Consider the following 26,603-nt stretch of genomic DNA (forward strand, 5'->3'; position numbering starts at 1 on the left):
CAGGGGTGGTGAACCAGGATCGACGTGCTGTCCGGAACGACCTGCCGGGCAGTGAGGCGGAGCGGGAAACTCCCTTCCGCGCGGGCAGCGCTGGCCACACAGCCGCATAAGTCCCCCCGGGGCCGGGCCCTTCTCGCGCCCATGTCCAGGCCCGGCAGACAGGGCCCGGACAACGCCCGGTCCCTCAGAAGGCGTCCTAGCCGTTACCACATCCGGCAGCAGGTCGACAAGGGGGAGAGCAACCGGCCATGAGCTTCAAGTTCACCGCTCCCGAGTGGATGCACGCACTGCATCGCGTCGGCAGCCTCACCAGCCGAGAACTCGAAGTCTTCCAACTACTCGCCGACGGCTCCAGCAATGCGGAGATCGCGGATGAACTGCTGGTCACGGAACGGACCGTCCGTGCTCACACCGGCAGCATCCTCTCAAAACTCGGGCTGGGGTCACGCCTGAAGATGTGCCTCGCGGCATTCGCCTACACCCAAAGACTGGCCCCGAAGCCAATAGTCCACGACCGGCGAGGCGGACACCATGGATTCACCACCGAACGAGAGGGGGTGAACACCATGAAGAAGTCCTACGAGGCTCCCGCCCTGATCGCGCGCGGCCTTTTCGCCACCGCGACGGCCGGTTTCGGCCGCATCAAGGGTGACCAGCTGGTCGGCCGTCTCATCCCGTAAGGCCACGCACTGCCGAGGAAGGCACTCGATAGCTGATGGATTGTTTTGTGGTAGTACCCGAACACACTACAGCTCAGACTGTTTCCGAGTGCCTTCCTTTCAAGCCGACGAACGTAGTGAGATACGCATCCGGGCGTCCTTGGATCATCGCGTCCCTGCCGTTCGCTTCATTGACGCGAATTCGGTGCGGAAAGAACACTCTTGTCCTGATCGGCCCTGGAGAGCCGCCCGAGGATTTCGTGCGGATCGCCTTCTCCCGCTGTCGTACCGTCAACGATCTCGACGAGATCATCACGTCGATCCCCGGCGTCTTCCACGCCGTCGCCCATATCGGCGGGCACACCAGGGTCCAGGGCACCGCCTCCGGTGAACGGCGCGTCTTCTACTCCCGGTTCCAGGGCTGCTGGCTGGCCGCGGACCGCGCCACATCCCTGGCCCGCCTCACCCACGCTTCCGTGGATGACGCCGCGATCGCGCTGCGGCTGCTGGAACCCGTACCCCACCCGCTGTCCCAGCGCGTGCCGTGGCAGGGCGTCCACGCCGTGCCACCGGGGCACTGGCTGCACCTCACCGACCAGGGCCAGGGCCAGGTCCGGCGCTGGTGGCAGCCCCCCGTACCGGAGCAGCCGCTGGCCGTCGGGGCCCGGGCCGTCCAGGAGGCACTGAGGTCCTCCGTCCGTCTGCACCTGCGGGGACGCACCAAGGTCAGCAGTGAACTCTCCGGCGGGTTCGACTCCACAGCCCTGCTGTTCCTGGCCCAGGAGGAGCACAGGACACTGGCGGTGACGGCAGCGAGCCGCGATCCGCTGGACGAGGACGAGGCCTGGGCCGTCCGCGCGGTGCGCGACAGTCACCGGGTCGACCACCGCATCGTCCCCGCCTCCCAACTCCCATTGGTGTATGCAGAGTTGGACGGCGCGGCGGAGCAATTGGACGAACCGTCCATCGCGATCGCCAGCCGTGCCCGTGTGCTGGCCATGACCCGCGAAGCACAGGCCGAAGGCTCGCAGGTGCACCTGACCGGGCACGGCGGAGACCACCTCTTCGTCGGACTGGCCACCTTGTACGCCGACCTCGTGCGCCGCCATCCGGTGATCGCTCTGCGGCGCATCGCGGCCTACCGCGGCATGTTCGCCTGGTCCTGGCCTCACATCGCCCGGCAGTTGCTGGCCCCCCGGTCCTTCCGGACCTGGCTGGCCACCGAGTCGCTGTCCGGGACGGGGGCGGACTGGAAGCATCCCTTTCTCACCTGGGGGCTGGGCGCCACCGCCCCGCCCTGGCTCACCGCTCAAGCACACGGCCTCATCCGGGACGAGGTCCGCGCGGCCACTGCGACGGCCCGTCCGCTGGCGCCGGGCCCGGGCCGCCACCTCGAACTCGACGGCATCCGCGACGGAGCCCGTCTGGTGCGGGCCCTGACCGACATCACCGGCCACGCCGGCCTGCCCATCAGCGCGCCCTTCTTCGACGACCGGGTCATCGAGGCGGCGCTGGCCGTGCGCGTCCCCGACCGGGTCCAACCCCACCTCTACAAACCCCTGCTGGCCGCCGCGATGCGCGGCGTGGTGCCCGATCCCCTCCTGGCACGTACCACCAAGGGTGTGGGAGACCTCGACCAGGCCCTCGGGCTGAGGAAGAACGCGGTGGCACTCAACCGGCTGTGGTCCGACTCTCGTCTCGCCGCCCGTGGCCTGATCGACCCGGGGCGGCTCTCCGCGCTCTGCGCACAGCCCGACTCCCCGGAACTGGACGACGGATCCCTGCTGACCACCGTGGCCTGTGAACTGTGGCTGCGATCACTCGACACCGAATCGGCGACTCCCAGGAGCGAGAACCATGGCACTGCGCTTGCGTGAGGACGTATCCATCGTCAAGACCGACTACGGGTCCGTGCTGCTCGACGAGCGCAGCGGGCGGTACTTCCAGCTCAACCCCACCGGCACCCAGGTGGCCGAAGGCCTGCTGGCCCAGTGCTCGCCCGAGGACATCGCCCGGCACCTGGTGCGGGATTACGACGTGACGACGGCGCAGGCGGAAGCGGACATCACGGCCCTGGTCGAGCAGTTGCGCGCGGCGGAACTGGTGCGGCCGTGACCGTGGGAATGACCATGCCGACCGCCCGTAAGGGCGGCCGCCCCCGCATCAAGGTGCGCGTGGCGATCGCGGCTGCTCTGCTGCTGCGCCGGCTGCCACCGCGACACCTGCGCAGCGTCATGCGGCGGGCCGCCGCGCGCGCCCGTCCCGCCGACTACGCCCGGACCGAGCGCCACTACTTCGCCGTCACCGCCACCCACCCGCGGTGCGCGGGCTGGCAGGGCTGTCTGCCACGTTCCATCGCCGTTGCCCTCCTCTGCCGTACCGAAGGAACCTGGCCCCAGTGGTGCACGGGCGTACGGACCACTCCCCCGTTCGCGGCGCACGCATGGCTGGAGGCAGAGGAACGGATCGTGGCCGAGCCGGGCACACCCGGGGCCTACCAGGCCCTGCTGCGGGTGGAGGCGGGCCGTGGCCGCTGAACGCTCCCGCCCTCCCGCGCCGAACCGCCCCGCGGCACGGGCGGTCATCCCCCCTCCGCGCCGCCCTGCCCCAGCCGTCGCCCCGGCCGGGCGGCTGCGCGCGGCTCACCCCCGACCCACCCGAGATGCCTGACATGAAGCGGACTTCATCCACCCCACCGGGCGGCACCGTCGGGACGCGGGACCTCCTGCGGCTGCTGCGCCCGCACCGTCGGCTCGTCTCCCTCGCCATGGTCCTGGTCCTCGCCGCCTCCGCCCTCGGCCTGGCCCAGCCGATGCTCGCCGGCGAAGTGATCGACCGTGTGCGGACCTCCTCTCCCATCGCCGGTGTCGTCACGGCCCTGACACTCCTGTTCGTCGTGCAGACCCTGGTCGACACCTTCGGCCGGTACCTGCTGGAACGCACCGGGGAAAGCATCGTGCTGGGCCTGCGCCGGCTGCTCGTCCACCGGCTGCTGAGGCTGCGCATCCCGGTCCTGAGCGAACACCGCATCGGCGACCTGATCTCGCGCGCGAGCAGCGACACCACGGCGCTGCGCGACACCATCACCCGCAGCCTGATGGAGATCACCGTCGGCGTCCTGACCGTCGTCGGTGCCACCGCGCTGATGCTCAGCATCGACGCCGTGCTCTTCCTCGTCGTGATCGGCGTGTTCGTCGTGGCGGGCGCCGGCGTCATGGCCGTTCTCGACCGGATCCGCGTCGCCGGCGAACAGGCCCAGACCGCGGTCGGGACCTTCACCGCGGACATGGAGCGCGGGCTGTCCGCGATCCGCGCCATCCGCGTGTACCGCGCCGAGGACCGCGAGACCGAGCGCATCGTCGCCTCGGCCCAGGCGGCGTACCAGGCCGGAGTGCACGGAGCCAGGCTCACCGCCGCCGCCCAGCCGGCCATCCAGCTCGCCGCATCCGGCTCCTTCCTCCTCGTCCTGGTCATCGGCGGTGTCCGCGTCTCCACCGGCGATCTGCAACTGGGCGACCTGATCGCCGTCCTTCTGTACGCCCTTCATCTGGTGATGCCGCTCGGCAACCTCCTCGAAGGGCTTGCCACCATGAAACGGGCCATGGGTGCCCTGCAGCGTGTCCACGACGGCCTCAACCTGCCCGCCGAACCTCCGGACGGCCCGGTACGTCCTGTCACCCCCGCCGCTGCGGACACCCCCATGCTCGCCTTCGACGACGTGCACTTCTCCTACGGCGACCGCCCTGCCCTGCACGGCGTCACCTTCACCCTGCCGCCCGGCTCCCGCACCGCGATCGTGGGACCGTCCGGCGCGGGCAAGTCCACGATCCTCTCCCTCATCTGCCGCTTCTACGACCCCGACAGCGGCGCCGTCTCCTATCGGGGGCACCCCGCAAGCCAGTTGACCCGCGCCGAGAGCCGCCAGTTGATCTCGCTGGTCGAGCAGGACGCCCCCGTCCTGCACGGCACACTGCGGGACAACCTGTGTCTCGGCCGACGGGCCGATGACACGCAGATCGCCAGCGTCCTGCACCAGGTCAACCTCCACGCTCTGGTCGACCGCCTGCCCGCCGGCCTCGACACGCCCGTCGGCGAGCACGGGACCCTGCTGTCCGGTGGCGAACGCCAGCGCCTGGCCATCGCCCGCGCACTCCTTGCCCGGCCTGCCCTGCTCCTCCTCGACGAGCCCACCTCCAGTCTCGACACCGAGAACGAGTCCGTCATCGTGGAGGCTCTGAACCAACTCCCCGACCACACGGCCGTCCTCGTCGTCGCCCACCGGCTGTCCACCGTCCGCAGCGCCGATCGCATCCTCGTCGTCGACGACGGCCGGATCGTCGCGGACGGAGACCACGACCACCTAGAGCGGACCAGCCCCCGCTACCGGCTTCTCCTCAACGGCCACCTCACCGACCAACCCGCAGCCCCACAGCAGGAAGTGACGTCGTGACAGCCGACCTCGAATTCTCCGAAGCCGTCACCGGGCTCGGCCCCACCGCGCTGCGTGCCGCCGCCACACTGCATCTGGCCGACCACATAGCCGCGGGCCACGACACCGTGCCAGGTCTGGCCGACGCCACGAAGACGGATCCCGACGTCCTGGCCCGGCTCCTGCGCTTCCTGGCCGCACGCGATGTCCTCGCCGAACCCACCCCGGGCACCTACAGCCTCACCCCGCTGTCCGCGACCCTCCTGGACGGCCACCCCGCACACCTGCGCGCCTGGCTCGACCAGGACGGCATCGGCGCACGCATGGATGCCGCCGTCCACGATCTCCTCCGGGCCCTGCGCAGCGGTGAACCGCCCTACCCCCGCCTCCACGGGCGCGACTACTACGCGGACCTCGCCGACCACCAGGACGGCCCGGCCTTCGACACCCTGCGCCACACCCACGCGACAGGCTTCGCCGCGGAACTCGTCGACGCCCATCCCTGGCACCAGGTCCGGCACGTGGTCGACGTCGGTGGCGGGACCGGCGCACTCGTCGAAACCCTCATGCGCCGCTTCCCCGGCCTGCACACCACACTGGTGGATCTCCCCGACGCCGTCGCGGCGGCTGTGACGCGCATCAGTGCGGCAGGGTACGGATCCCGATTCACCCCGGCCCCGGGCAGCTTTCTCGACCCGCTGCCCACCGGGGCGGACGTCTACACGCTCGTCAATGTGCTGCACAACTGGGACGACGACCACGCCGTCCAGATCCTGCGCCGCTGCGCCGCGACCCCCAATGCCACGGTCATCGTCGTCGAACGCCTCGCGGACGACACCGACCCCCGCGCGATGACGGCCATGGACCTGCGCATGTTCCTCTTCCTCGGCGGCCGTGAACGCGGTCGCGAGCATTTCCACCGGATCGCCGCCGCAGCCGGCTTCTCCCACGTGACAACCGTCAGTACGCCCTCCGGCCTGGCCCTCCTCAAGTACGGCTCATAGGGCAACGAGCAAGTGTCATGCGGCCGATCACCATCGTCACGGCGGTCCGGGCAGGCATCGCGGCGCGTGTCGCGGCCGGTGTTGGTGACGGTGGCCCATTCGGCATTCGGGCTGCGCCGGTAGCGGTCGTCATGTCCGGGACTGTCGTACCGGATCTTCCAGAGGACGATCGTGGGCTGATCCCTGTTGCCTGGGACGGCGCGGGCTTGGTGCCGGACGGTTGCCCATGGGTAAGCGGTCAGTTGAGCCACGTGCCCCGGCAGGCAACCCCTGAGAACCCCGGTCCGAAGGCCAACAGGAGTGATCCGTCCCCGGAGACCGGGGGGTCGTCGTGGGTCCGCCGGAGAACGTCGAGTACGGCTGCGCCTCCCAGATTTCCGTTCTCTGCCAGGCTGTTCCGTGAGTGCTTGGCTGCTTGTGGGCCCAGCCCGAGGCTCTCGGACACGTCGTCGATGATGCCCGGGCCGCCCGGGTGGATGACGGGAACGGTAGGACGCCAGGGGCCGAGCCAGTCAAGGAGGGGCGACATGACCTCTGCTGCGGCTTTGGGTGCTTCCTTGGTGCTGTCGAAGTGCAGCCCGGTGGGGTCCATCCGGCCGGTGTAGCGGTCGATGCTGTTCGGCAGCAGGTACTGCCAGGTCTCCTCGATCCGCAGGCCCGGCCCCAGGGGGGCGTCGGAGACGATGCAGGCGGCGGCGGAATCGCCGAACAGCGCCTTGTAGACCATGGATTCGATGCTGTCGTCAGCGTGGTTGTAGACGCTGCTGATGACCTCGGAGACGACGACGAGGACTTTGGCGCCGCGGGGCAGGGACGCTGTTGCTTCTGCGGCCCTGATCAGGCACTGGGTGCCGCCGGCGCAGGCCAGTGCGGTATGGGACTGGTGGCGCGTGGTCGGTTTCATGCCGAGCGCGCGGATGAGCTGGATGTCCAGCTGCGGCACTCCCCATGAGGTGGAGTGGCTGGTGACCACGGCGTCGATGTCGGCGGGTGTCAGCCCATGGTCGTCGAGCGTTCGGCGGGCTGCGCGTTCGGCCATCTCCATGGCGTCGGAGAAGGCGGCTTCCACGCGCGTTTCCAGGGGGGCGGTGCCTGAGATGACATCCGCGTCCAGGGGCCGGGTGAAGCGCCTGCTGGTCACGGTCGTGTTCTCGATGATGCGCCGCATGGCACGCAGTCGGGGGTGGTTGGGGTGGTGGGCTGCTATGTCACTGATGATCTCGTCGGTGCTGACCTCGTGGCGGGGAAGGAAGACGGTGGGGCGCGATATGTAGCTGGGCTGCATGCTGCTCCTCGGCGCGTGGTCCGCTTTGTCCGGCCAACTTAACGGCAATTCGGCCTTACGTGTCAGTTCGGGCGGTGAGCAGCGGCTGCGGCCTGCCCAGCCGTGGTTCGGATGCGACACGCAGGATGATGAGTCGCGCCCCGGGGCTGCCCAGGGGCTCGGCGGCGCAGACGGTGACCCAGCAGGGTCCGTGGTCGGGGTGGAGCAGTGGTCGTTCGTCGCCGTCGAGGGGCACGAACAGGTCCGGGACCGCCTCGTACAGCGGACCGGCGACGGGGTCTGCCAGTACGTCCTTCTCGATCGCACGGAGGATGCGGTCATCGGGGCGGGCTGCCAGGGCCGCCCGCATCTGGGGGATGATCAGGGGGGCCCAGGCATTCTCCCAGTCGATGAGGATTTCTCGGGCGTCCGGGTTCAGGAGCATCCACCGCATGGTGTTCTGCGGTTGCTTCTGGTCGGGGAAGAGTCTGCTGAAGAGCTCGTTGCCGCCGAGGACTTCCCAGCTCTCGTTGTTTATGTACGCCATGTCACTGAAGTGCGGCAGCGCGTTGATCCACACGTCGGACACCTTCTGCCCGGAGGCCGGGTGCAGCGGGTGGGGGGCTTCCATGCCCGCGGCGTACCGCCACAGGGCGTTCCATTCGTGTTCGTTCATACCCAGCAGCCGGGCCACGTCCTGGAGCAGGTCGGCGGGCGGGTTGGTGTAGCGGCCGGACTCCAGGCGCTGGTAGACGCCGTCGGCCCGGTTGAGGAGCCGCTCGATCTGGCTTTGCGTCAGACCTGGTGCGCGGCGGCCCTGTCGGGCCAGGGGGCGAGGGAGGCCGCAGTCTTCTGGGCGGATCGCGGCCCGCTTCTTCTCCAGCAAGATCTTGAGTGCGGCCTTGTCCACGAGCGCCTGGCCTCCTAGCAGATCGACGTTAGGTGAGGAAGGGTCTTTGGGCGGTGAGTTTTTGGGTGCAAAAACCTTCCGCCGCTGGTTGGTCATTATTCACGGATCATCAGGAGGGACTGGTGTTGCATGGAGCTTTGACAGTCGGACAGAGCGTCGCAAGCCGCGCAGATATGACCATTTTGGGTAGGGAAGCAGCCAATTGACCTGAGCAAGTCGACTGCGTGAGCAACCAGCAGAGGCGGCAACGCCCGCCCTGTACGCGGAGGTAGTGGCCGGAAGCCCCGACAGGGGCAGCGCGTCATCGAGATGCGGCAACCGACCCAGTCATCGAGATAGGCCAAGGCAGAGATGTGTGAGACCTCGGGCAGCGCGGGCACGCCGACAGCTCTGCGCGCGTCCGGGCCGGACCCGGACTTCGCTCCGAGGCTCTGCCGCCGCCCCTCGATTCGGCAGCCCGCGGGGCAGCTTGAAGGCCGATTCAGTTCGCGGCGACGCGCGGTCCCTTCTCACCGATGCCCGGCAGTCCCTGATGCACAGCGCTGTCGTGCGAGTGCGGGCAACAGGCAGGGCGAAGCTGCTGGTGCACGCCCCAAGCCTGGAGCCCTCGACCGTCTCCCGGGTCTCGCCGCGCCCTCCAGTGATCCCTCTGCCGCCGTCTGCCACCCGCCGCAGGAACCGTGCCAACCACGAGACTGTGCGCGGCATATGGCCGCTCACGCACTCACCTGCGTCCGAAGCGCCAGAGGACCACGATCTCGTGCTCCTGGCCTGGCCGAGAGCCTGCCATCACCCGGCGCCCGCATATCAACCCAGCCCAGGGTAAGTCCGCACCGCGAGCTGAACACAGCACCGCTCGCCGATGACCGCAGAGGTGAGGATCTGCCGGTGGCCAGGGGGAGCCATATGGCACCTCCGCCTCTTGACGAGAAGTCCCGCGTCGCAGCACAGGGACCCACTCACCGTCGCCACGCTCGGGGACGCGCCTCGTCGGCGCTGTGCACCTCGACGGGCGTCGACGCCACGATCCGCCCCCTGAGGGGGTGGTCATGAGCTGACGGACAGCGGCGGCTGAGCCCAAACCCTCGCCAGGGTGCTCGCCGCCCGGCCGCAAGCCCACACGGTGTGCCAACACCGAGTGCGGCTGCGGCCAACACATCACCCCGCCGACTTGAGTCGCCACTCAGTCCGCGGGCCCGGTACGAGCCGGGTTCTTTCAGGTTCTCCCAGAACCGGCCCCGCCAAAGCGGGGACTTCCCCAAGCGCACTGGACGGGGCCGCCGCGCTGCGGGCCTGTCGCAGGCGCAGGTGGCGCAGGCTCTGTTCGTGACCGAGCGGACCTACGCCGTCCTCGAACGTGGGGAGAGTGTGCCCAGCCCGGAGTTCCTCGATGCCGTGGCCGGCGTCTTGCGGATGGAGGAGCGGGAGCGCACCACCCTCTATATCTACGCGCTCGGGCATGTGCCCCCCATCCCCATGGATCCGATGACTGGGACCAACGTGGCTCCGGCCTGGCAGAACGCCGTCAACCAGATATCCGGGCAGCCCTGCTACATCAACGACGTGGCTTGGAATGTCCTAGCCGCCAACGACGACTTCATCAAGATGTTTCCTCAGGTCGAGGGCCGGGCCCCGCGGCTTCCCGAACAGAACCTGATGCGCTGGCTGTTGCTGCGCGAGGACGCGCGCGAGCACCATCTGGTCGACTGGGAGAGGCAATGGGCTGTGCCCGTGGCGGCCCAGCTGCGCACGGCGGTGGCCGCCCATCCCGACAACGAAGACCTCCAGCGGCTCGACAGGGAAGCCAACGAGGACCCGGTCGCGGGACCGCTCTACCGCAGCCGCAACCTCGCCTACGTACACCCGGACGGAGACTCCCGGCCCATGCGCCATGCCGGTTACGCGGTCGAGAGGGGTGCCCAGGACCGCCGCAGCCGCTGCTGCGAGGCGCACGCACCCTCCCAGTTGGGCACCGTCACCATGTGCACCGCCCAGCCGCTCGGCAGCCCCGGTGCCCGCTTCTTCCTCCTCCCCTTCGCCGCTCAGGCCTGATCAACGGTGACAGCCGGCTCGGTGTGGGATTTCCACCGGCCCACCACACCCGCAGAATGGATGCCCATGGCACCGATATCTCAGCTGAATCAGATCGCGCCCGGCGTGTTCGCATGGCAGCCCGGCCGGGACGCGGCATGGGGGCTGGCCAACTGTGGCCTCATCGTCGACCAGGACGAGGCGCTCCTGGTCGACACCCCCTACACGCCGGCCCTCACCGATGCCTTCCTCAATGCCGCCCGGACGGCCGCCGGCCCGGGCATCGACCTGTCCCGCGTCGCCGTCACCCACGCCAACGGCGACCATACTTGGGGCTTGCAGCAACTGCCCGGCGCCGAGGTCCTGGCGACTCACGCCACCCTGGAGCACCAGTGCCTGGAGCCGACACCCCGGCAACTTCAGGAGCTGATTCACGACACCGACCCCGCCCACCCGCTGGGCTGGTACTTCCGGAAGCACTTCGGCCACTTCGACTTCTCGGACGTACAGGTCCTTCCCCCGACGGACACCTTCACCGGGCGCCGCGACCTTCAGGTCGGCTCCTTACCCGTGGAGTTGCACGAGGTCGGCCCGGCGCACACCGTCGGCGACCTGATCGTCCATCTGCCCGAGCAGCGCGTGGTTTTCGCCGGAGACATCGTCTTCGCCGGCGACCACCCCTCGCACTGGGCCGGCCCCTTGGAGCGAGTCTCCGCCGCGTGCCGGCGGATTCTGGATTTCGACCCTGCGCAGATCGTGCCGGGCCATGGGCCGCTCATGACCCCCGAGGACCTGCGGGCGTACGCCGCCTATCTCGACGACCTCGCCGACCAGGCCCACCTGATGCACCGTCAGGGCCACACCGCCACCGAGGCGGCACGCATCCTGCTCAAGGAAGACCGCTATCCCGGCCTGGGTCTTCCTGAGCGGCTCGCCATCACGCTCAGCACGGAGTACCGCCACCTCGACTCGGACTCCACCGCCCCTGACCTGCTCGCGCTGATGGATCACGCAGCACGCATCGCATGGGAGCGCTCGTCGGCTGTGACGTCCACACCCTGATGCGCCCAGCCATGTGTCCTCGGTGTTCCAGCAGGTGGAACAACGGCCGTCGCCCATTCCGATCGTTGAGACAGGAGCTGACTTCGTAGTCGTCTGTCTTGCGCCCTTGGCCGGCCGCGCGATGAAGTACCGAAGTCGGCGCGCGTGCAAGCACGGGGGAGCGCCGCACAGACACCGAGGGCACTCCCACGCCCGATGACGTGTGCGACCGAGCAGCATGCCGTTGCTCGACTCGGTTCCGGATGCCGTCGCCGTTCCCCCGGCGGCGGCACCCGCCGGCGGCAGCCTCACTCCAGGAAGTCGGCCAAGTTCTCGGAGACTTCGGGTGCGGGACGCGGGTTGGCCACCAGCCGGTGGTCGCCCCGGCCCAGGGACAACGCTTACGCGACCCGTGTGGCGGACCTGTGTGGGCGAGCCCCCGGGACAGCCGGCGTTCAGGACGCGCGGGCCACTCTCGTAGAACGGGGCCGGCGGCAGGGCGAGGCCGCCCCAGCGGTCCTGGAGGGCAGCAGCCCGGTCGATCTCCACGGCGGGGACCCCGTGCCCGATCCACCCGTCACGGCGACACCGGATGTCCTGGTGCGAGACGCGAATGCCGTTCACCTCGACGAACTGCTGAGCCCTGCGGGCCAGGCCGGCCGGCGCGACCAGGTACGGCGATGCACCCTATCGGTCCAGCGGCGCCGTCCGCGCATGCCCCCTGCGGGGCCCGATACCCCCGCCAGTAGGCTCTCGGGGCTCTCTCGCCCCACTAGCCTGTCGACCCGCCGACCAGGAGTGCACGATGTTCCAAACCCGGATGCCCATGGCCCCGTCGATCCTCGCGTCCGTCACAGCCGTCGCCGCCGGCACACTGCTTGTGGGCTGCTCGGCCCACGTCGAGGTGGGGAAGCCCACGCCGAAGTTGTCCGCCGACAGGGTTGCCGACACCGTCGCCGAAAAGCTCGCCGCTGCCACAGGACAGCCAAGGCCGCACGTCACCTGCCCCGAGGATCTCGTTGGCAAGGTCGGCACGACCATGCGCTGCACCCTCACGGGGGGGGCGACGGCCGCACCCTTGGTGTGACAGTCAACGTCGCCTCGGTCGCCAAGGACCAAGTCAACTTCGACATAAAGGCCGACGACAACAGTTCGCCCGCTCCGAACTAGGTAGAATCCAAAGCGAGTTCACCGGAAGGTGAGCCAATGCGGGGCGAGGGCAACCGTGCTGGTCAGCGCGCGAAGCGCACACACGCGAAGGAACCCGTGCCGCTCTGAGCGGCGGGGCCCTGTCGGTGTTCGCGGAACGGGTCTGTCGGGCGACCCGATGGCCCGTCAGGCGGTCTTGGCCTGGGTGCGCTTGAGGGTGCGGAGGATGAGCCACTGGTCGCCCCAGGCCATCGCGGTGATGACCGCCATCACGATGCCGAGGGTGGGCTGACCGGCAGCCGCACCAGCGCGAGACCGGCAACGCCCAGCCCGTACCGGATGACGAACCGGACGGCGAGGAGCCCGAGGGCGAAGAACCGGGTGCGCTTGTTCTTCCACAGCGACTTCATGTACCGAATGCGGGCCTTGAGGACGGTAAAGGCGAGCACGATCTGCACGATCGCGACCACCGGGATCAGCGCGTAGAGGACGGGGTAGACACGGGCGATGTCGAAGATCCCGGCGAACAGCCCGACCAGCAGGAAGTACCACGCGAGCTCGGATCGTGCTGTGGTCGGACGCAGGGCGTCGTCGCAAGGACAAGGCCGAACTGCTCGGGGTGTCGCTGCCCACCGTGGACCGTCGGAAAGGTCTGTTATGCCCAGAGCAGGCTGGCCAGGCTGGAAGGTGACTGGCCCGGCCGGGCCAGAATCGCACCCCATCAATGCTGAGGATCAATGCTGAGGCCGTCGGACTCGTCATCGGCGGCCTCTCAGCAAGTGCCGGGCGGCTCAGGCGGACGGCTCGGCGTGCCGGGCTGGGGCCCGGCCGGACGGTTTCGGATGTCCGTCGTGACCCGCCGGGCTCCACGGGCGATAATCGGGGGCATGGCTGTCACCCGCTCTCGTTTCCCGGTGCCGAACGCCTTCGAGCTGCTCCGCGAGCAGTACGCCAAGCGGTTGCCCGCGCGCCTTGAGGATCTGACGGGACCCACGCGCGGTTCGGTCGACCTGCCGTTGCACGTGGTCTGGTCGGGGCGGCACTCGTACGACGTGGAGCAGCCCCGGTCGCGGATGGGCCTGTACCGCACCGTTCTGGCCGAGGGGCAGCGCGAGGATCTGGTCGCCTTCCTGAACCGGGATCTGCTGGTCGGCCAGTGGCCGGTGCTGCGCACCCTGATCAGCCGGCCACTGCGCGATGCCTGGGAAACGGCCTTCCCCGAGCTGGCCACCGTACGGGGCGCGTCGGCCGCGTGAACCTGACCGACCTGCACCGCCGCCTCCTTGCCGACGTCCTCGCTGTCGGCACTCCGTACCCCCTGGTGATCACTGGCGGCTACGCCGTCCAGGCGCACGGCCTGGTCGACCGCCTCAGCCAGGACCTCGATGTCGCCACCGAGAACCCCGCCCCGATCGCCGAGATCGTCGCCACGGTCAGCGACGGTCTCGCCGCGCGCGGCTGGCGCGTGCGCCAGATCGAGACGAGCCCCCTCTCCGGTCGCCTCATCGCGATCGACCCGGAGTCCGGCGACGCGTGCGAGGTGGACGTCCTCAAGGAGGCGTTCTGGAGCCCGCCCACCGAGACCGAGTACGGTCCGGTGCTGGCGCTCGACGACGTGATCGGCACCAAGGTCCGCGCGCTCGCGGACCGCGGCGCGGTCCGCGACCTCATCGACGTCCATGCCGCCTCCCGGCACCACACCACCGCCGGCCTCGAAGCGCTCGGCCGCCGCCACGCCCGCTTCGAATTCAGCCTCCAGGACCTGCGCGACCGCCTCAACGGTGCCGAGTGGTGGGACGACCAGGACTTCACCGACTACGGCCTGGGCCCCGAGCAACTGGCCGACCTGCGCGCCTGGGCCCTGGCCTGGGCGGCCGAACTCGACGCCCGCCTCTACGCCGAGGAAGACCCGGACGAAGTCTGAACCGGCGCCCATCTGCACACGACGGCCCGGACCAGGTCTCAGCCGGCCCCGTGCCGGACCGTACAAGCAGCGCTCAGAGCTCCGGTGTGCCTAAGTCACGGACGACTTGGCGAAGGCTCGGATGAGGTCGGTCTCGGCTCCGGTGCGCCACACCGGGCTCCAGCGCAGGCGGGGTGCGTCGTGGAGGGGCAGATAGACGATGTCGGGGCGGGCGGACGTGGTAGCGGGTTTTGTGGGCAGCGGGCAGTTGAGTGCTTCGCCGGTGGCGGCAATGGCGTACAGCTCGTCCAGGTTCCCCACGGTGTGGTTGCGTTCGATCGTACGGCCGCTGGGGGTCTGACACGGGATGAAGGCGTCCTCCCAGTAGTCGGGCAGCGGGCTTGTCGGGCCGATGACGCAGTGGCCGCCGAGGGGACGCAGGCCCGGACCAAGGGATTCACGGGCCTTCGGCTACAGCATGGGGGCGGCAGCTCGGCGTCGGGAGCGAGGAGTGGTACGTCCTCGCCCCCGACGCCGTGTGGTGGGCGTTGCGCAGTGCTCAGTTGGTGCGGCGGCGGTGGCGGCCGGTTCCGGCGACGAAGGCGGCGCCCATGCCGACGAGGGCGGTTCCGGCTCCGAGCGCCCAGGTGGTGGCATCGCCCGTTCCGGTCTGCGCGAGCTCACCGGTGGTGTGCGTGCCGGTGTTGGTGGCCGTGATGGGCGTCGTACCGCCGGTCTGCGGCTTCGGCTTGCTCCCGCTCCCGGTGTCGGGGGGCGTGCTGGTCCCAGGAGCCAGGATCGCGGAGCGGAACCACGGTGAGAAGCTTTCCATGCGCTTGCCGTTACCCAGGTAGGCCTCGGTGATGGCCCTCAGGGTGATGGGGACGGTGGGGGCGTCCGCGGTGAACCGCATCCGCACCTTGAGCGTGGCCCACGGATCAGCAACGAGCCATCGGCATACAGCGACCGTGTGGTTCGAGCCCGAAGGTGCAAAACGTTCTGGAACTCAGAACACCGTGGTGAGCTTCTTGTCCCGCATCAGTTGGTCAAGCTCAGCGTCCGACAACGGGTGCAGCGTGTTGAGCAGATGACGGAGCCCGGGTTCGTCGACGCTTGAGCTGGTGACTTCGACCTCCGCCTTCCCCTGACGACGGGTCAGGCTGACGTTCCGGCCACCGCCGGCGAAGTCGTGGACTATGCGCATTTCGCCGTCCGCGTTCACCGTGCAGGTCGCGCCTTGGTCGGCAGGCTCAAGGCATCGGGGTGCGGGCCCGGCGGGAACGCGCACGCTGAGGTCTGCGTACCCCGTCTCGTACCCCGCCCGGACAGGGCGGTACTCAACGACGAAGGAGGCGGGGCCCGCCTGGGCACGGGACACCTCCATGCCGGGCGGGGCTGCGCCCAGGAGGAGCAGTTCGGAGTGTGCCCGGTAGCGGGCGACCTCTGCCTGATGCTTGCGCTGCTGTGCCTGTGCCGGACCGACGATGCCCCCATAGACCACGGCAGCCACCAGCGCGACCGCCGCCCCCAGCCGCACCCACCGGTTCGGCACGAACAGCGCCGCGACCACCACGTACGGAGCCCCCGCCAGTACAGTCCGGGTGCCGGCGCTGCCCAGGTCGACGTTTGCCGCGTACGCAGCCAGCCCTGCCAGGACGCCGAGCGTGCCAAAGACGAAGACCAGCACCGCCCAGCCGAACGTCCGCGGCACGGTGCTGCACAGCGGCACCACGGTCCGCGCCGGCAGGCCCGCCGCCGTCAGCAGGCCCACCGCCAGCGACACACCCAACACGAAGACCGGCACCGCCGCCCCGACGCCTCCGCCCCAGGCCGACAGCACCAGCCCGAAGCCCACCGCCGGCATCACGACCGTCATTACTGCCCAGACCGCAAGGAGATGCAGGGCCGTCAGAGCCCATCTGCCACTCGTCATACCGCCGATCCTGGCGCCCGGCACCCTGACGCACATGAGTACGTGTACTCAGACGCGAGCCCGCCCGGTCGGCGAAGAATGCGCACACTTCAGGGTGCGGTAGACGACATTCGACAGGAGCCGTCTGAGGGCCTTGCGAGCCTCGGCCGGGGTCTTTCCCTTCGGGGATTGTCCGCAGGCAGCCGGACCCGGAGGACATCGGGACGCTGCTGGTGCGGGCTCGGGCCGGGGGCTGACGGCTCCGGCAGGGTGGCAGGCCCGGCAGGACCCCCGAGCAGCGCCGTCGAAGCGGTCCCGGCTGCGGCCTCGGTGGGCGCCGGGACCTGGGGGGGGTCAGTGGTGTTGGTGCGGTTGAGGGCTGAGGTTGCGGACCTGGTGCTCGTATTCGGTGAGCAGGTGGTTCAGCTGGTCCAGTGCCTCGGTGGGGATCTCGGCCGGTGCGGACTCCACGACGTACCGGGCTGCCGCGATCAGGGCCGCCAGCTCGTAGGCGTGGAAGGTGCCGCGCAGCACCAGTGGGCGGATCCGTTCGAGTTCCATCAGGCGGCCTTGGACCTGACGTAGTCCGTGACCTGCTTGAGTTCGGCGGCGAACTGGTCGTAGTCCTCCTGCATGCCGTTGATGTAGGCGCTCCAGCCCAGGCTCGCCTTCGCGTAGTGCACGGCTTCCTGGATCTCCTCGTCGGTCGCGCCGAACAGTTTCGCGGCCTCGGCGTGGAACAGGCTGCAGTAGCGGCACTTGGTCTCGGAGTGGAGTCCGACGCCGATCAGTTCCTTGTACTTGTTCGGGATCAGCGTCTCGCCGAGTTCGATCCGCTTGAAGATCTCCCATTCCGGGCCCAGCAGCTCGGTGGGGATGCTCTGGAAGAAGTGCGGGACCAGGCCGAGGGTTTCCTTGATGTCGGCTTCGATCTCGCCGCGGTTGACCGTGGCAGACATGACAGCCTCCTCATCGGGCCCCGCCTGCCCGATCCGGCCCAGCCCGCTCCGGCCACGAGCTACCAGGACCGGCTCTCGGAGCGGGCCCTGTGACCATTTTAGGTCCGGCTCCGGGAGCGGTACGGGGAAGATCTTCGGCTGGGTCTTCGTTGAGATCTTCGTTGTCGGTTCAACGGGATACGGGTCGGTCCGGTCGTCCGTGACGGTCCGCGGTGAGGCACTCGTACGGGCGCTCAGAGGCTGCGGGCCGTGATGTCGCCGTACGAGGTGGTCGCGTGGATGTTCAGGGCGGCGGCCGCGCCTTCGGTGTTGTTGAGGGCGTTGTGGATGCGGCCGTAGCTGGTGCCCGCGTCCAGGGTGGCGGAGGCTCCCTGGGCGGCGCCGACGGAGATCTTGCCGGACTCGGTGCGCAGCGTCAGGGTGCCGCGCAGGGCTTCGGCGATGTTGATGTCGCCGGCCGCGACGCTGATCTCGCTGTCCCCGGCCAGGCGGCCGACCGAGACGTCTCCGGCGTGGACGGTGAGGTGCAGGCTCGCGGTCTCGTCGAGCTGGGCCGTGCCGTGGGCGCCGTCGAAGGTGACGTCGCCGAGGCGGCCGACGGTGCGGAACTCGGCGGCCTGCGACTTCGCCTCGATGCGGGATCCCGCGGGGACCTGGACGGTCACGTCGAGGGATCCGGAGGCGCCGAAGTACTCGTTCTTCACCACGGTCTCGATGCGCAGGACGCCGTCGGCGTAGGCGACCGTGGTCCGCTCGGCGGCCTTCACGTCTCGGTTCTTGGAGGGGTCGGCGGGCTTGACCTCGACGGTGGTGTCGGCCTTGTCGGCGGCGATGACCTGGATGCGGCCAGCGGGGATGTCGAGGACGGCGGTGATCGGGGCGGCGGTGGTGAACTTCTGCATGGCGGGCTCCTGCGACTCGTTGTGTTCTGCGGCTTCCGCGGTTTCGTTCGCCGCGGTGTCGATGTCGTAGAGAGTGCGCGGGGTGGGTTTCAGTGGGGCGTTACTGCGGTTTCAGTGGGCTTCAGGGGGGCGGGGCCCAGGTCACAGGGCGGGGCGTGCCGGGTGGTCTGGCCCTGAACTGGCAACTGGCTCAAAGCAGTTGGCCGTTTCGGTGCTGCCGGTGATCTACTGGCAGGAATCCCAGGAAGGAAGATCCGTCATTCCCATCAAGACTCTGCAGATACCCACCCCCGACGGCCAGGCCGACGCCTTCGCCGCCTTTCCCGAGCACGGCGAGCGGCACCCGGGCGTGCTGCTGTACATGGACGCCATCGGGCTGCGGCCCGTGCTGGAGGAGATGGCGCGCGAGTTGGCCGGGCACGGGTACTACGTACTGGTGCCCAATCTCTTCTACCGGTACGGTCCCGCGCCGGTGGTGGAGGTTCCCGAGTTCATCGGGCAGGACAACCAGGGCGAGCTCTTCGCCCAGCTGATGCCGATGGTCCACGCGCTCACCCCGGAACTCGCCCTGCGCGACGCCGAGGCCTACCTCACCTTCCTCACCGGCCAGCCGGAGGTCAGTGCCGGGCCGGTCGGCGTGATCGGCTACTGCATGGGGGGTGGCCTGGCGATGCGTACCGCGGCCGCGCACCCCGGGCTGGTGGCCGCTGTCGCCGGGTTCCACCCGGGCGGCCTGGTCACCGACGCGCCCGACAGTCCGCACCGTCTCGCTCCCGGGCTCACCGCCGAGGTCCACTTCGGGCTCGCCGAGGGCGACCTGACGCCCGAGGGCATCGCCGAACTCGACCGGTCGCTGGACGCCGCCGGTGTCGACCACAGCTGCGAGGTCTACCCCGGCACCCTGCACGGCTTCACCATGGCCGACACCGCGGCCTTCGATCCCGCCGGGATGCAGCGACACTGGGAGCGGTTGCTGCCGCTTCTCGGGCGGGCGCTGGGCAAGGGCTGAGGTTCGTGCTTCTCGTACGGAAGCAGTCCTGACGTGTCCTGCGGTTGCCGGTGCCCGACTGGTGGTCGGGCACCGGGCCCTCAGGCCAGGTCCAGGACGCGGACCGGGTGGGATTCCCAGCGCTTCGGGGCGGTGGTGGCGACGATCGCCCCGTCCGGCCGGTCCGGGGTGGGCTGCGCGGTGTACTCGGCGTGCGCGGCGGCCCAGGTCTCGTGCGGGGCGATGGCCAGGGCTGCGGGCAGGTCCAGGTTCAGGACGATGATGCCGGGCATCGCGGCGAGGTGCTCGACCGTTCCAGGGCGGCTGCGTTCGGCTTTGACGAGGGCGCAGGCCGGGGCGTACAGGAACCAGTCCGGCTCCGCGTGTGCGCGATGGATGAGACGGGATGCCAGGACGTTGCCCTGGCCGGCCGCGGCCATCGCCGTCTCGTCCAGGACGATGTGCACGGATTCGCTCACCGGCCGGTCACCCGGGCCAGGCGCTGGTCCAGTTCGGCATCGAGGTCCTGCTGCTCGGTGGCCGTCGGGGCATACCCGTTCCACTTCTTGAGCGCAGCCCGGGCCTGCTCGGCCCGCTCTTCCCTCTCTTGAGGGGTGAGCAGGGTGTCGGCGAGGCGGGCGAGGTAGGCCCGCAGCGAGAGCCCTTCACCGGCTGCTATGGCCGCGAGGCGGTCCTTGGCTTCCTCAGGGATGCGGACGTTGGCGTCGGCCATGGTGGTGCTCCTCTCCACCCCTCCAGGATACGGGTACGTACCCGTATCCGTATCGGATTGCGGGAAGGAGCTCCGGATCGGATCTGCCGGACTCATCAGCAGCTCACGGGGGGGGGCGTCGCTCGAGGTGTCGTGCATCCATTTCCGTGCCGTCGCGAGGTCGGGGGCGGTTCCGACGGCGACGTACGCGAAGGCGGGTTCACCGGGCGGCTCCGGACGGGACAGTGTGGCAGGGGCACGCGCAGTTGAGGACTTCCAGGGGCAGCGCCCCCGAGGGCTGTCGTACTTCGAGTGGCCCGGGGCAGTGGAGGTGGCCCGTGTCCCAGCGGAGGTTGCGGGCCTCGCGGCACTCGGGGGTCACGTATGTACTCGGGGCCTGGGTCCGGTTCAAGATTCGTCCCCGTTCGTCAGGGCGTCCGATCCGGCCGTGGGCATGCCGGCCGGACGCATCGGGTCGCACAGGTCGCTGGGCCGGAGCATGGGCGCGGACCAACAGTTTGCCAGGAACTCGTTGGGCTCGATGTGCTCCACCCGGGGGATGCCGACGTCGTGGCCGGGGCCGGGGTACATCGGGTACCGGACGGCGCCCGCCCCGGCTAGCGGTGCTCCTCCCGCCCGTACCTGAGATACACGATCAGCCCGAGCACGTTCCCGAAGGCGCAGATCGCCAGCCACGTCCCGGGGGTCAGGGTTCGGGTGTTCGGGTGGCGGGTTATGTCCAGCATGCAGACGATCGCGGGGATCAGCGCCATCAGGGGGACGAGCGTGGTCCACACGGCATGCGGGGCCGGCATCGCAAGTCCTTACGGGACTTCCGGTGCCAGGATGAACAGGCCCGCCACCTTTTCGTCCGTGTCGAAGGCGACCCTTGCCTTCATGTCGCCAGCCTCGTAGCGCAGCGGGATGTCCACCACCGTGTGGTCGCCCACGCGGCGGACGAACGGCTCCTCCTGCGCGAAGGCCTCGAACTCGCCCACCAGGCCCGCCACTGTGGCCAGGCCGCTGCCCCTCACCTCGTCCGTGAAGGCCTCCAGGACCTGGGAGTTGAAGTTCTGCCTCGCTTCGTCCATGCGGTCCTCCAGGACGGCCTCGACGATCTTCCTCGCGCGTGCTGCCGCGTTTTCCATGCGCACCGTCTTGTCCATGGGGGCTCCCGTCCTCGGGTCGATCGGCTTGCCGAACCTCTGGAAGGCGGCCTGGCGGGTCACGCCGAGCAGGTCGCCGAGCTCCTGCCAGGTGTGGCCGGCGTCCCTGCTCTGCTGCACGAACAGCTTCAGCACCTGTTCCGCCAGGCCGTCCAGGTCCCGGGCGCGCCGGACCAGGTCGAGGTAGGCGGGCGGCTCCAGCGGGCTGCCGACCGCTCCGGCCAGCACCGACGCCTGCTCGGCCAGCTGCTCCGTCAGGGCTCCGAGCGGCATCGAGGGTGGTTCGACTGTCGTCATGCGTAAAGGGTGCCTTTACAACCTCCTTCGCGTCAAGGGATTCTTTACGTCCACTCCCTCAGTGGTAGCGGCTTCCGTACTCCCACGTCACGTTCCTCGCGCGGCGGCACGAAGGGCTCCTCTCGCCGCTCCCGCGCGGACGCGGTGCGTACAGGCGGCATGCCAGGGACACGCCCAGTGGCAGGCGAAGGCGGTGGCGGCCAGGAGCAGGAAGCCCTGGATCACCGCTGAGACCACTTGGTGCCAGAGCGATGTTGCGAACTGGCCTGCCTTGTCTGTCGCGTCGCCGTCTCCGGTGATCAACTGCCAGGTAGACACGCCCAGTTGGGATGCGTTGTCCCAGACGTCGGTGATCTGGTGGACGGTGTAGACGCCGATCGCGCACGCGGCCGCGAGGACCAGGGCGAAGTCGAGGCCCAGGCCAGTGCGCGGCGGGCCGTGGCGGGGCGGTTCTCGGGCGCTAAGGGGTCCAGGGGGGTGCATGGTTGTCTCCCGCTGATACGGCGAGAGCGGCGGCCTCGGCCGGTAGGGGCCCAGGTCACCGCTCTCGCTGTCCGTGTGTGGTGGGGGGGCGGGGTCAGTGGGTGGCGAGGACCGCGTCCGCCGGGTTCTGGTCGGCGGTCCCGGTGGCCGGAGCCTCCTTGTCCTTGCCCTTCATGAGGAACACCGCGAGGATCGCGGCGCCCACGACGCCGGCGGCGCCGACGAGGAAGCTGGCGGACATGGCGTCGGTGAAGGCGCTGTGGGTGGCGTTCAGCAGGTTGCTGTCCTTGGCCTGGGCGGAGGCGGCAAGGGCATCGCCGATGGAGTGGCGGGCCGCCGCGGGGGCGTCGGCGGGCATGTTGTTCGTGAACGTGCTGGAGAGGATCGCGCCGAGGATGGCGACGCCGAGGGCGGCGCCCGCCTGCTGGATCGTGTCGTTCAGGGCCGAGCCGACACCGGCGTGCTCGTCGGGGATGGCGCCCATCATGGCGCCCATCGCGGCAGGCATCGCCAGACCCGAACCGGCGCCCATCAGGACCATCGCGCCGGCCAGGACGCCCCAGCCGGACTCGGTGGTCAAGTTGGCCAGGAGCGCGAAGCCCGAGGCGATGATCAGCAGGCCGAGGACGGCCATGACGCGGTTGCCGGTCTTGGCGATCAGCGAGGCGCCGATCGTGTTGAACAGCAGCGTCGCCACGGCCAGCGGGGTGAAGGCGAGGCCGGTCTCGGTGGGGGTGTAGCCGAGGACGAACTGAAGGTACTGGGTCAGGACCAGCATCAGGCCGCCGTTGGCCAGCGTCAGCAGGACCAGCGAGAAGCTGGCGCCGGTGAAGACCTTGTCGCGGAACAGGGCCAGCGGGACCATCGGCGACTTCGAGCGGGCCTCCCAGATGCCGAACGCGATGAGCGCGACGACGGTGACCGCCAGGGAGACCTCCGTGGACTGGTGGGACAGGCCGCCCTTGGGGAACTCGTTGATCGTCCAGACCAGGGCGCTCATGCCGACGACCGAGAGGACCATGCCGACCGGGTCGGCCTTGCGCCAGGGGCCCTTGGACTCCGGCATCAGGACCATCGCGGCGGTGATCGCCAGGATCGCGATCGGGATGTTGATCAGGAAGACGACGCCCCACCAGAACTGGGCGAGCAGTGCGCCGCCGAGGACCGGGCCGCCGACCAGGCCGACCATCGCGACCGCCGACCACACGGCGATCGCCTTGGGGCGCTCGGCCTCGTCGAAGACGGTGATGAGGATCGAGAGGGTGGACGGCATGACCAGCGCGCCGCCGACCCCCATCAGGGAGCGGCCGATGATGAGCATCCCGGGCGAGGTGGCCTCCATCGCCACCACCGAGGCCGCGCCGAACAGCGCGAGACCGATGATCATCATCTTCCGCCGGCCGAACTTGTCGGAGAGGCTCCCCGCGGTGAGCAGGAGACCGGCGAAGACCAGCATGTACGACTCAAGGACCCACTGCAGGTCCTGAGCGCTCGCGCCCAGATCCTCCGCGATCGTCGGGACCGCCACGGTGAGCACCATGTTGTCGATGACGAGCACCAGGGTGCTCAGGCACAGCACGACCAGGATGAGCCACCGGCGGGGATTACGGGCAGCAGCTGTCGGTTCCATAGACATCTCTCTGAAAGGCGCACGGGTATCCCGGACTGGCGGGGCGGTGCGCGTTTGGGGGTGGCTTGGGCGCAGACGCGGCACGTGTGGATGCGTACGTCTGCTGAAGGGGGGTCAGGCTCCGGCGGGCGGGACCCACTCGACGAGTTCGACGACGACCCCGTTGGAATCGGTGAGCTGGAGTGTCCACTCGCCCCAGGGCTTCTGGCGAAGCGGTGTGGTGATGGGGGCGTTCTCCCGGAGCAGCCGGGCGTGTTCGTCGGCGATGGCGGTGACGGTGAACGTGACGGTCACGTTCCTCGGCCCGCGACCGTACGTCGGCTCGGGCGGCGACTCGGCCGAGCGCTGCAGCAGCACGATGTCGGCGGCCTCGTCGTCACGGCTGAGACAGATGTACTCCTCGCCCAGGGACACCACTTCCCTGAATCCGAGGTGGGTGGTGAAGAATTGGGCCGAGGCGGCTGCGTCGTCGACGTACAGGGCCACGGTGGAGGCGGTGATGTTCATGCGGTCGCCGTGTGGGTGCGTCGCGGGTTCTTCCGTGGCGTCGCATCGCGGGTACGGGTCATGTGAGACTGCCCTTTGCTGGGGTCAGATGTGAAGTCGGCCGGGCATCGGCGACACGAACCAGCATCGGCCGTGGTCAGAGGGGGAACAACGGCCAATCCTGCAACGTTCGTTAACCCACAGGTTTATGACGACAGGTTCATGAAGGGCCAGGCACGGTGGAGCTGCGCGACATCGAGATATTCCTGACGCTCGCGGAAGAACTCCACTTCACCCGGACCGCCGAGCGGCTGCATGTCTCACCGGCCCGGGTCAGCCAGGCCATCAAGAAACAAGAACGCGTCATCGGCGCCGAGCTGTTCGAGCGCACCAGCCGCCAGGTCGTTCTGACTACCGTGGGCCGACGGCTGCGGGACGACCTAGAGGTGGGCTATCGCCAGATCCAGCAAGCCATCGCGACGGCCTCGACGGCGGTGCGCGGCATCACAGGCGTGCTGAAGGTCGGCTTCTCCAGCGCCTGGTGCGGCAACCTGATCGTCAAGGCCGCCGACCAGTTCCGGACCCGCCACCCCGGCTGCGAGGTCCAGATCGCGGAGATGCCGCTGCACGACCGCTTCGGGGCGCTGCGGGCAGGAGACATCGACCTTCAGCTGACCGAACTGCCCGTCGACGAGGCCGACATCGTCAACGGGCCTGTCATCTACTCCGACCAGCGCGCCCTCACAGTCTCTGCCCACCATCCCCTCGCCCGGCGGGAGTCGGTGTGCCTGGAAGACCTTGCGGGCATTCCCCTGATCACGATCACCGGCCCGCCGCAGTACTGGCTCGACGCCCACCTGCCGCACCGCACTCCGGCCGGCCGCGCGATCCCGCGCGGGCCCGCCACCATCGCCTGGCAGGAGGCACTCTCCCTCGTTGCGGCGGGCAAGGGCGTCTGTCCCACTTCCATCCGTTCCGCCCGCTACTACGCCCGCCCCGACCTCGCCTACATCCCCCTGCTCGACGCCCCTCCCATCGAGTTCGGGCTCTCCTGGCAGGCCGGCAGCGAAACCGTCACTGCCCAGGCCTTCGTACGGACCCTCCTGGAAGCCGCCGACAAGGAGAGCATGGACAGCCCGGCATAACCCCCTTCGCCCACTGGTGGGACGTGCTTGCGGCCGGGACCCGCGCAACCGTCCTGGCTACGCCGACGGCCGAGCACATAGGGTGCGATGTCGCAGGTCAAAACGCATGGCTGGACGGGGGGCGAGACAGCGGTGGAGCTGCGTGACATCGAGATATTCCTGACGCTGGCCGAGGAGCTGCACTTCGGCCGGACCGCCGAGCGGCTGCATGTCTCACCGGCCCGGGTCAGCCAGGCCATCAAAAAACAAGAACGCGCTATCGGTTCCGAGCTGTTCGAGCGCACCAGCCGGGCCGTACGGCTGACCACGGTCGGCGAGCGACTGCGCGACGACCTGCGGCCGGTCTACCGGGGACTGCGGCAAAGCCTTGAGCGGGCCAGAGCGGCCGCCCAGGGCAAGGCGGACGTCCTGCGGGTCGGCATGATGCCCAGCAACGCCCACGACCTGCGCGCGTACTGGGACGCCTTCCGCTCCCGGCACCCCGAGTGGGGGCTGAGGATCCGCCACAACGGGTTCATCGACCCGTTCGCCCCCCTGCGCGCCGGCGACATCGACCTTCTGGTGTCCTGGACCCCGGTCGAGGAACCCGATCTGACCGTCGGGCCCGTCCTGTTCACCGAGCACCGGGTGGCACTCGCCGGGCGGGACCACCTGCTGGCCGACCGGAAGTCGGTCTCCGTCGAAGTCCTCGGCGACTACGGCGTCATCGGCCCGACCACGCCGCTGCCCGACTACTGGGAAGACGCCTTCATACCGTTCCAGACCCCTAAGGGCCGGCCGATCGACCGCAATCACACCGCGGACAACCTGGACGCGCTGTACACCATCGTCGCCGCCGGTGAAGCCGTCAACAGCCTCGGCGCCCACGTCACCCGCTACTACACCCGCCCCGACATCGTCTACCTCCCCCTTCACGACGCCCCCCGTCTGAACTGGAGCCTCGTGTGGCGCACCGGCGCCGAGAACGACCTCGTCCGGGCCTTCGTCCAGGTGGTCCGTGACCTGGGAACGGCGGCGCTCTGAGCTTCAGTCCGAACCGCGCGCCGGCGTCCTGCCCCCGGGTTCGAGGCCGACAGTACGGTCCACTTCTTCGCGCGGCACTTCGGCCGGCCGGGCACAACTCCGGCCTGCCCTAGGGGCGGTAGCGGCGCCCGGCTCATCAGCCGGGCGCCGCTGCCTCTGTCACAACGCGTCAGGGCGTCCGGCAACAGTGGCCGCGCAAGGAGCTCCGTCAGTCGAGGATGTCGGGCTCCTCCTCGGCGCTAGGGTCGGCGAGCAGGTTGAAGTTGTGGCGGGCCAGGTCAGCGTTGCCGAACTGCCGGTGTCGGGGCCGTCCCGGCAGTCCACGAACCCTGCCCCTCCAGTCACTGGACCCGCCCCAGGCGCGCCTTGATCACCCGACAGGCGCTTCCACCGCCGCCGGGGAAGCGCGGGCCGGACGGTGGGGGCGGTCGGCGGTCTCTTGCACGGAGTGTGTCGGACGGGCACGGCAGCGGCATGGCCGGAAAGCTCCGGCCGGGTTGAGGCCGGACC

30 protein-coding genes are annotated in these 26,603 nt (G+C 69.4%); 14 read left to right on the forward strand and 16 right to left on the reverse strand.

Annotation, left to right across the window (positions count from 1 at the left end; translation table 11 throughout):
• Nucleotides 1-248: 248 nt before the first annotated feature.
• From ACSHXC_RS41085 to ACSHXC_RS41110, 6 genes are all read left to right on the forward strand, one after another.
• Nucleotides 249-680 carry a response regulator transcription factor gene (locus ACSHXC_RS41085; RefSeq protein WP_438297252.1) on the forward strand — a complete coding sequence of 144 codons (432 nt, stop codon included), beginning with the start codon at nt 249-251 and terminating at the stop codon, nt 678-680.
• Between the two features lie 239 nt (nt 681-919).
• The gene (locus tag ACSHXC_RS41090; protein WP_438297253.1) at nt 920-2,536 is read left to right on the forward strand and encodes an asparagine synthase-related protein; all 1,617 of its coding nucleotides are present in this window, start codon (nt 920-922) and stop codon (nt 2,534-2,536) included.
• Nucleotides 2,517-2,774 (forward strand): lasso peptide biosynthesis PqqD family chaperone, encoded by a 258-nt coding sequence (locus tag ACSHXC_RS41095; RefSeq protein WP_438297254.1) that lies wholly within the window; start codon nt 2,517-2,519, stop codon nt 2,772-2,774. The genes ACSHXC_RS41090 and ACSHXC_RS41095 overlap by 20 nt, the downstream gene beginning before the upstream one ends.
• 14 nt (nt 2,775-2,788) lie before the next feature.
• Nucleotides 2,789-3,196, forward strand: a complete 408-nt coding sequence (locus ACSHXC_RS41100) for a lasso peptide biosynthesis B2 protein (protein WP_438297255.1) — start codon at nt 2,789-2,791, stop codon at nt 3,194-3,196.
• A 134-nt stretch (nt 3,197-3,330) separates the two neighbouring features.
• Nucleotides 3,331-5,109, forward strand: coding sequence for an ABC transporter ATP-binding protein (locus ACSHXC_RS41105; RefSeq protein ID WP_438297256.1), 1,779 nt, complete (start codon nt 3,331-3,333; stop codon nt 5,107-5,109).
• Nucleotides 5,106-6,092, forward strand: a complete 987-nt coding sequence (locus tag ACSHXC_RS41110) for a methyltransferase (protein WP_438297258.1) — start codon at nt 5,106-5,108, stop codon at nt 6,090-6,092. Before ACSHXC_RS41105 ends, ACSHXC_RS41110 begins: the two co-directional genes overlap by 4 nt.
• A gap of 238 nt (nt 6,093-6,330) precedes the next feature.
• On the opposite strand, the gene ACSHXC_RS41115 is transcribed toward ACSHXC_RS41110, so the two are convergent.
• Entirely contained in the window at nt 6,331-7,377 is a 1,047-nt protein-coding gene (locus ACSHXC_RS41115; RefSeq protein WP_438297259.1) for a PhlD, read from the reverse strand.
• 55 nt (nt 7,378-7,432) lie between these two features.
• A complete protein-coding gene (locus ACSHXC_RS41120) occupies nt 7,433-8,266 on the reverse strand; it encodes an MmyB family transcriptional regulator (protein ID WP_438297260.1) in 834 nt (277 codons plus the stop codon).
• A 1,125-nt stretch (nt 8,267-9,391) separates the two neighbouring features.
• On the opposite strand from ACSHXC_RS41120, the gene ACSHXC_RS41125 reads away from it, so the two are divergent.
• The 3 genes from ACSHXC_RS41125 to ACSHXC_RS41135 all read left to right on the forward strand — a co-directional run bounded on the left by ACSHXC_RS41125 (nt 9,392) and on the right by ACSHXC_RS41135 (nt 12,425).
• Complete coding sequence (locus ACSHXC_RS41125) at nt 9,392-10,318, forward strand: MmyB family transcriptional regulator (RefSeq protein ID WP_438297261.1); 927 nt, start codon at nt 9,392-9,394, stop codon at nt 10,316-10,318.
• A 66-nt stretch (nt 10,319-10,384) separates the two neighbouring features.
• Nucleotides 10,385-11,359, forward strand: a complete 975-nt coding sequence (locus ACSHXC_RS41130; protein WP_438297262.1) for an MBL fold metallo-hydrolase — start codon at nt 10,385-10,387, stop codon at nt 11,357-11,359.
• 784 nt (nt 11,360-12,143) lie between these two features.
• The gene (locus tag ACSHXC_RS41135) at nt 12,144-12,425 is read left to right on the forward strand and encodes a DUF4333 domain-containing protein (RefSeq protein ID WP_438297263.1); all 282 of its coding nucleotides are present in this window, start codon (nt 12,144-12,146) and stop codon (nt 12,423-12,425) included.
• A 331-nt stretch (nt 12,426-12,756) separates the two neighbouring features.
• On the opposite strand, the gene ACSHXC_RS41140 is transcribed toward ACSHXC_RS41135, so the two are convergent.
• Complete coding sequence (locus tag ACSHXC_RS41140) at nt 12,757-12,957, reverse strand: hypothetical protein (protein WP_438297264.1); 201 nt, start codon at nt 12,955-12,957, stop codon at nt 12,757-12,759.
• A 417-nt stretch (nt 12,958-13,374) separates the two neighbouring features.
• Here ACSHXC_RS41140 and ACSHXC_RS41145 point away from each other — a divergent pair, with 417 nt between their 5' ends.
• Together ACSHXC_RS41145 and ACSHXC_RS41150 are read left to right on the forward strand one after the other, a co-directional pair.
• On the forward strand, nt 13,375-13,743 hold the full coding sequence (locus ACSHXC_RS41145; RefSeq protein WP_438297265.1) for a hypothetical protein: 369 nt from the start codon (nt 13,375-13,377) through the stop codon (nt 13,741-13,743).
• Complete coding sequence (locus tag ACSHXC_RS41150; protein WP_438297266.1) at nt 13,740-14,411, forward strand: nucleotidyl transferase AbiEii/AbiGii toxin family protein; 672 nt, start codon at nt 13,740-13,742, stop codon at nt 14,409-14,411. Before ACSHXC_RS41145 ends, ACSHXC_RS41150 begins: the two co-directional genes overlap by 4 nt.
• A 90-nt stretch (nt 14,412-14,501) precedes the next feature.
• Here the strand turns inward: ACSHXC_RS41150 and ACSHXC_RS41155 are convergent, their stop codons facing one another.
• The 6 genes from ACSHXC_RS41155 to ACSHXC_RS41180 form a co-directional block, all read right to left on the reverse strand.
• The gene (locus ACSHXC_RS41155; RefSeq protein ID WP_438297267.1) at nt 14,502-14,711 is read right to left on the reverse strand and encodes a hypothetical protein; all 210 of its coding nucleotides are present in this window, start codon (nt 14,709-14,711) and stop codon (nt 14,502-14,504) included.
• Nucleotides 14,712-14,949: 238 nt separating this feature from the next.
• Nucleotides 14,950-15,303 (reverse strand): LPXTG cell wall anchor domain-containing protein, encoded by a 354-nt coding sequence (locus ACSHXC_RS41160; protein WP_438297269.1) that lies wholly within the window; start codon nt 15,301-15,303, stop codon nt 14,950-14,952.
• Nucleotides 15,304-15,396: 93 nt separating this feature from the next.
• A complete protein-coding gene (locus tag ACSHXC_RS41165; RefSeq protein ID WP_438297271.1) occupies nt 15,397-16,266 on the reverse strand; it encodes a hypothetical protein in 870 nt (289 codons plus the stop codon).
• A gap of 390 nt (nt 16,267-16,656) precedes the next feature.
• Nucleotides 16,657-16,863 carry a hypothetical protein gene (locus ACSHXC_RS41170; RefSeq protein WP_438297273.1) on the reverse strand — a complete coding sequence of 69 codons (207 nt, stop codon included), beginning with the start codon at nt 16,861-16,863 and terminating at the stop codon, nt 16,657-16,659.
• Nucleotides 16,863-17,261, reverse strand: coding sequence for a carboxymuconolactone decarboxylase family protein (locus ACSHXC_RS41175; protein WP_438297274.1), 399 nt, complete (start codon nt 17,259-17,261; stop codon nt 16,863-16,865). The genes ACSHXC_RS41170 and ACSHXC_RS41175 overlap by 1 nt, the downstream gene beginning before the upstream one ends.
• A 233-nt stretch (nt 17,262-17,494) precedes the next feature.
• Nucleotides 17,495-18,163 carry a DUF4097 family beta strand repeat-containing protein gene (locus tag ACSHXC_RS41180; RefSeq protein ID WP_438297276.1) on the reverse strand — a complete coding sequence of 223 codons (669 nt, stop codon included), beginning with the start codon at nt 18,161-18,163 and terminating at the stop codon, nt 17,495-17,497.
• A gap of 259 nt (nt 18,164-18,422) precedes the next feature.
• On the opposite strand from ACSHXC_RS41180, the gene ACSHXC_RS41185 reads away from it, so the two are divergent.
• Nucleotides 18,423-19,172, forward strand: coding sequence for a dienelactone hydrolase family protein (locus tag ACSHXC_RS41185; RefSeq protein ID WP_438297646.1), 750 nt, complete (start codon nt 18,423-18,425; stop codon nt 19,170-19,172).
• Nucleotides 19,173-19,252: 80 nt separating this feature from the next.
• Here ACSHXC_RS41185 and ACSHXC_RS41190 read toward each other — a convergent pair whose 3' ends face one another.
• From ACSHXC_RS41190 to ACSHXC_RS41220, 7 genes are all read right to left on the reverse strand, one after another.
• Nucleotides 19,253-19,630 carry a hypothetical protein gene (locus ACSHXC_RS41190; protein WP_438297277.1) on the reverse strand — a complete coding sequence of 126 codons (378 nt, stop codon included), beginning with the start codon at nt 19,628-19,630 and terminating at the stop codon, nt 19,253-19,255.
• Entirely contained in the window at nt 19,627-19,884 is a 258-nt protein-coding gene (locus ACSHXC_RS41195) for a hypothetical protein (RefSeq protein ID WP_438297278.1), read from the reverse strand. The genes ACSHXC_RS41190 and ACSHXC_RS41195 overlap by 4 nt, the downstream gene beginning before the upstream one ends.
• Nucleotides 19,885-20,480: 596 nt before the next feature.
• Nucleotides 20,481-20,678, reverse strand: a complete 198-nt coding sequence (locus ACSHXC_RS41200; protein WP_438297279.1) for a hypothetical protein — start codon at nt 20,676-20,678, stop codon at nt 20,481-20,483.
• A gap of 9 nt (nt 20,679-20,687) precedes the next feature.
• Nucleotides 20,688-21,326 carry a DUF3887 domain-containing protein gene (locus ACSHXC_RS41205; RefSeq protein WP_438297280.1) on the reverse strand — a complete coding sequence of 213 codons (639 nt, stop codon included), beginning with the start codon at nt 21,324-21,326 and terminating at the stop codon, nt 20,688-20,690.
• 87 nt (nt 21,327-21,413) lie between these two features.
• The gene (locus ACSHXC_RS41210; RefSeq protein ID WP_438297282.1) at nt 21,414-21,809 is read right to left on the reverse strand and encodes a hypothetical protein; all 396 of its coding nucleotides are present in this window, start codon (nt 21,807-21,809) and stop codon (nt 21,414-21,416) included.
• A 94-nt stretch (nt 21,810-21,903) separates the two neighbouring features.
• A complete protein-coding gene (locus ACSHXC_RS41215) occupies nt 21,904-23,439 on the reverse strand; it encodes an MFS transporter (protein WP_438297283.1) in 1,536 nt (511 codons plus the stop codon).
• A 114-nt stretch (nt 23,440-23,553) separates the two neighbouring features.
• Nucleotides 23,554-23,946 (reverse strand): VOC family protein, encoded by a 393-nt coding sequence (locus tag ACSHXC_RS41220; protein ID WP_438297285.1) that lies wholly within the window; start codon nt 23,944-23,946, stop codon nt 23,554-23,556.
• Nucleotides 23,947-24,164: 218 nt separating this feature from the next.
• On the opposite strand from ACSHXC_RS41220, the gene ACSHXC_RS41225 reads away from it, so the two are divergent.
• A complete protein-coding gene (locus tag ACSHXC_RS41225) occupies nt 24,165-25,070 on the forward strand; it encodes a LysR family transcriptional regulator (protein ID WP_438297287.1) in 906 nt (301 codons plus the stop codon).
• An 87-nt stretch (nt 25,071-25,157) separates the two neighbouring features.
• Entirely contained in the window at nt 25,158-26,093 is a 936-nt protein-coding gene (locus ACSHXC_RS41230; protein WP_438297288.1) for a LysR family transcriptional regulator, read from the forward strand.
• Nucleotides 26,094-26,603 lie beyond the last annotated feature (510 nt).

Source organism: Streptomyces sp. HUAS TT7 (assembly GCF_051550175.1).
Classification (GTDB): Bacteria; Actinomycetota; Actinomycetes; order Streptomycetales; family Streptomycetaceae; genus Streptomyces.